The 4,232-nt window shown below is 36.3% G+C and carries 5 protein-coding genes and 1 pseudogene; 4 read left to right on the forward strand and 2 right to left on the reverse strand.

Translation table 11 applies throughout. The features are described 5' to 3' along the window. A partial coding sequence (locus BR72_RS17150; RefSeq protein ID WP_035434854.1) for an HNH/endonuclease VII fold putative polymorphic toxin occupies positions 1-526 on the forward strand: 526 nt, incomplete at its 5' end. 15 nt (positions 527-541) lie between these two features. Further along, positions 542-1,219 carry a hypothetical protein gene (locus BR72_RS17155; RefSeq protein ID WP_035434856.1) on the forward strand — a complete coding sequence of 226 codons (678 nt, stop codon included), beginning with the start codon at positions 542-544 and terminating at the stop codon, positions 1,217-1,219. A 98-nt stretch (positions 1,220-1,317) separates the two neighbouring features. Here the strand turns inward: BR72_RS17155 and BR72_RS17160 are convergent. Next, positions 1,318-2,198, reverse strand: a pseudogene (locus tag BR72_RS17160) (SH3 domain-containing protein); the annotation flags it as partial. A 334-nt stretch (positions 2,199-2,532) separates the two neighbouring features. On the opposite strand from BR72_RS17160, the gene BR72_RS17165 reads away from it, so the two are divergent. After that, positions 2,533-2,748: a spore germination protein gene (locus BR72_RS17165; RefSeq protein ID WP_035434858.1), complete on the forward strand. Its 216-nt coding sequence runs from the start codon at positions 2,533-2,535 to the stop codon at positions 2,746-2,748. Between the two features lie 222 nt (positions 2,749-2,970). Here BR72_RS17165 and BR72_RS17170 read toward each other — a convergent pair whose 3' ends face one another. Continuing rightward, on the reverse strand, positions 2,971-3,204 hold the full coding sequence (locus tag BR72_RS17170; RefSeq protein ID WP_035434860.1) for a DUF3947 family protein: 234 nt from the start codon (positions 3,202-3,204) through the stop codon (positions 2,971-2,973). A gap of 218 nt (positions 3,205-3,422) precedes the next feature. Here BR72_RS17170 and BR72_RS17175 point away from each other — a divergent pair, with 218 nt between their 5' ends. Beyond that, complete coding sequence (locus BR72_RS17175) at positions 3,423-4,079, forward strand: GNAT family N-acetyltransferase (RefSeq protein WP_035434862.1); 657 nt, start codon at positions 3,423-3,425, stop codon at positions 4,077-4,079. The last annotated feature ends 153 nt before the right edge of the window (positions 4,080-4,232 follow it).

The following is a 4,232-nucleotide window of genomic DNA, read 5'->3' on the forward strand; positions in this document are numbered from 1 at the left end:
CTCTAATTTTTTAACCCTAGCAGCGGGATTAGTGACTGCTGGGGGAGCAATACCAATTGCTGTCCCGGTTAATGGCGTTCTTACAGTAGCTGGAGTTACTGCTGCTGGCCATGGTGGATTTGTATTGTATAATACAGTTCAAAATAGTATTGATACTTTTCAAAAGTTCCAGTCTTCTTTTGGTAGATCTGGTGAAGGCGTTAAGCAGACAGGAAAACCTAACTACAAAGACTATGTAAAAGCAGAAAAAGGACAAAGACCGCCAAATTTCACTCCTAAAGGAGCAAAGAGAAGTGGAGCTTTCAACGAAGCTAAGAGAGCAAGTGATATTCCTGTTAATGAACAGCTAACTAAGGTTACACCAGCTATAGATAAAAGGGGGAACCCTATACCTGGAAGGGACTATCATTTCAAAGATGGTAAGATTATAAGAGAGCATTCAGGCGGTCATACTTACCCAGATGATCCATCCCAAAATAGAGGATCACATTTCAATGATGTACATGGGAAGCATTATGACTATTAAAATTGAGGTGATAAGATGAAGTGTTGGAATGAAGTAGAAGATGCATTCTCATACTACAAATGGTTTAGCAAGGATGAAGCAACCAAAAGAGTCGGTAATTTACCAAATTTAAGTTTATTCAGTGTTAATGGCTCCATGTTATTTAGCCCAACTGAAAAAAATCAATTCAAAGAAGTATGTGGCACTGAAATCAAGCAAGTATTTGTGAAACATGATTTAACTAATGTATACAAATTCTACTTGCTTGCAGCTATTGAAATCAAAGACAAAAACTCTAAGATTGAAAAATACCGAAAGGTATGGAAGTCTCTTCAAACCAAATGGCAACTTGAGGGGTTTAATAAGGGTCCAGAAGTTGAAATGGAAGTTGGAGGAACAACTTTCTACTCAAGCATTGCAGAGTTTTGTCTCGAGAAACTTCCAGCTGCCATTGAAATAGTTTCTAGTAATCCTAAAAGATTTACAATCATTGCAAGTAAAAATAGTGATATGCTTAGGGAAGCAAATATTAGCAGAATCTTCGGAAAAGCATTCAATGAATATAACCAATGGAAAGATGAAATAGATTATTTTAACCTTTCCATTCATCTCTGTCCAAAAGATGATATAATTTTTAGATGGGGAGATTCATTAGAGGAAGCAGAAATAGCTGCTATATTTAAAAGAGATATGCTTACGCTTTTAAATAGCTAACTGCAAAACTTTGCTAAAAGTAACTGCATTTCAATTGACAATTATAACATTTTAATAGAGTTAAAGAAAATCCGACTCGCAAGAGCCGGATTTTTTTATTATCTAAGCCAATGTACATACTCCTTATCAAAGTACACCCAACCTTCAACGCCCTCACCCGTTACATAAATCCAATTTTCGTAACGATAATGAACGTCATAAGCAGAACGCTTTGTAATTTTATTCATAACAGGATCACCAGTACTTGCACCTTTTCTAAGATTGACATCAGTTGCATTAACCCACACGACACCTTTAGATTTACCATCTTTGTTAATAGATGCTGTATCATCTCGCATCCAATTATCTTCTGCTACCTTGTACCAAAAATGAGAACCATCATAAGCCCACTCATAATAAGTATACCCTTGCCCTTTTGTAGCTTGACGCATAATAGGTGCATTTACATTAGGTTCTTTACGAATATTAGCTACATCAGCAGTCGTTGTAAGGTATCCTAAAATATCTTCTTGTGGAGGAGCAAGTTGAAAATCATTCCCTATAAACCATTCTAGTGACTTATCGCCAATAAGTTTATTTACATTACAGTTGCCGATATCTTCTACATAACCGCCTGTTACATTATCAGCATATTGCCAAATTATCGCATGCATATGCAGGTTTTGCTCCATAACGAGGAATCCACAAGAAATCAGCTTGTACATTTTGTAATCCATAAGAGCATATGATGAGATACATAGTAACCTACTTTCCGTCCTGCAGCTTTACAAGTTTCGATAAACGCCTGTGACGCTCTTGCCAGGTTAGTTCTACCGCAGCTTGATAAAGTATCATCCTCAACGTCTAGCACTAAAAATTTAGCGTTAGGACTCATACGAGCCATGAAATCCTTTGCTTCTAAAATCGCATCTTCCACAGATACATAGCAGCCATATGCATAAGCAGCATGAGGGATACCACGTTCTTCTAATTTTTTTACTCCGTACACTTTCAAGAATACCTTCCAAACATTCCTGTGTTGCAGTTCTAGCGATTTTTGACTCCTTTTTATTTTTAATTACTTCTGTCTTAATGCACAACGTCGACGCTTATGTCGCGGACCACGAATCCCCATTTAATCTTCAATATTACGTTTACTCAGCTGCTCTTTATTTCTTTCTTATTTTTCTTTTTCATCTGCTGTGACTGCTTCTTCTATTCACGTAATTGGTCTTTTAATCCCTTCGCAATTCCATAAATAAATTGCTATCGAACCCTTTCAAAGAATGAATCATATAGTGATTTAAACAATCCCTGATAAAGTAGGTGAAAATATGCCGTCTGTTGTTGGGAACTTAGTCGTTCAAAATAGTAACGGTTCTTTTAACTTAGGAGACTTCTATAATGTATCCCCGAAAGAAAATACGAAAGCTTATAACGGATCCGGTTCATCTAACGTTGCTTTTGTTCTAAATACCTTTAACGGTGTAAGCGGTACGAATACATTTGATTCAGATGTAGCTGATCAAAATCAAATTGGAACAGTCTAAAATTATTTATCCTTTTCTCTCCACTGCATACTATTTCAAATCCCGTTTATTACAGATGATTTTAACGAAGCGACCTCATATTTCTTTTGTAGAGCAGTTAGCTTTTGCTAGCTGCTCTTTTTATTGAACTTGTACCACTTTCGTTTTCCTTCATTACGATAGTCCTCAAACGAATCGAATTTTACTGACATGAATAAGTTTCCATTAAGCAGCTATTATTTACTATAAATTATATTCAGTTCCATACGGAATCGTTGAAATAGATATTCCATATTGTGTAATATGCATTGGGTAATAATATTGCACTGGATAGTAAGGCTGCATTTGTTGCGCCTGTTGCTGTGCTTGTAATGCTTGTTGAACAGCTTGAATTGTACTTTGTGCTCCACTTTGCGTTACACTAGCACCATACCCAGCAGGAATTCTCATTTGGTTGTGAAGATAAGGATAAAACATTATTATTCAACTCACTTTCGTATAAGTTACTACAAAATATGTTATGAAGATTAATTTTGGAAAGTGTTAATTCGTTCCCCCCTACCAATTAACACTTTTGTTATAAAATTACTTCTTCGACTAATTCCACTTCCTTTGCTTATTACATCTTAGATTCTCCAAGTCTGATATATTATTACTAGGGAGGAGGATATAATTTGCTTTTATATTTTGAATTAATGGCAATTCAGGCAAATGTTTTATTTTCCCATGACCTATTAGGAAGAATGATAAGTGTGAATGAACCGGGACATCCAATTGGACCCCGTTTTTTTCTAGGTTGTACCAGTGGTGGTAATGTAACGAAATATCGCTATGACCTTACCAACGATATAGTAAGTGAGATTGAGCAATTGGTCAGCAAACATCCTAATTACATAAATTTAGCAAAGATCATTAACATTTTAAGTAGAGAGCAACAAATAAATAATATTTGGATCGGGCCTGCTTTTACGTTTTCAAATCATTTAAATATGCCAAATAGAGTGACAAGGATAACCGACACAAATAAAGAACTTCTGCAATGTAACTTTTCAAACTTGTTAGACCAACTAGAATGGCGACAACCCTGTTTCGCAATTATTGATGAAGGAACAGCAGTTTCTATATGTTGTAGCGCAAGAAGTACATCTGTAGCTTCTGAAGCAAGTGTAGAAACATTAGAAGGCTTCCAAGGAAAAGGATACGGGTCTGATGTTGTAACTGCTTGGGCCATAGCAGTACAAGAAGAAAAACGTATCCCCCTCTATAGCACTAGTTGGGATAATTTTGCTTCACAAGCAGTAGCAAAAAATTTAAAACTTATTAATTATGGAACAGATATACATATTACGTGAATAACCCCTCCTTATCCACCTTACGGTCTGATTGAAGAAGGGGCTTCCTGTTTCATAAACCGTTGCGTAGTGGGGTGTCCCACTGCGTCTTACACAGTCTCCACAGGCGTAGATTATACTGTTCGGACATAACCTTGCCCTACAGTTTATAGG

It is taken from the genome of Bacillus sp. UNC322MFChir4.1 (assembly GCF_000746135.1).
GTDB lineage: Bacteria > Bacillota > Bacilli > Bacillales > Bacillaceae_G > Bacillus_A.

Bases quoted from the DNA above. Each gene is read 5' to 3' on its own strand.
- BR72_RS17165 (WP_035434858.1), top strand. From the start codon at position 2,533: ATGCCGTCTGTTGTTGGGAACTTAGTCGTTCAAAATAGTAACGGTTCT.
- BR72_RS17175 (WP_035434862.1), top strand. From the start codon at position 3,423: ATGGCAATTCAGGCAAATGTTTTATTTTCCCATGACCTATTAGGAAGA.
- BR72_RS17155 (WP_035434856.1), top strand. From the start codon at position 542: ATGAAGTGTTGGAATGAAGTAGAAGATGCATTCTCATACTACAAATGG.
- BR72_RS17170 (WP_035434860.1), bottom strand. From the start codon at position 3,204: ATGTTTTATCCTTATCTTCACAACCAAATGAGAATTCCTGCTGGGTAT.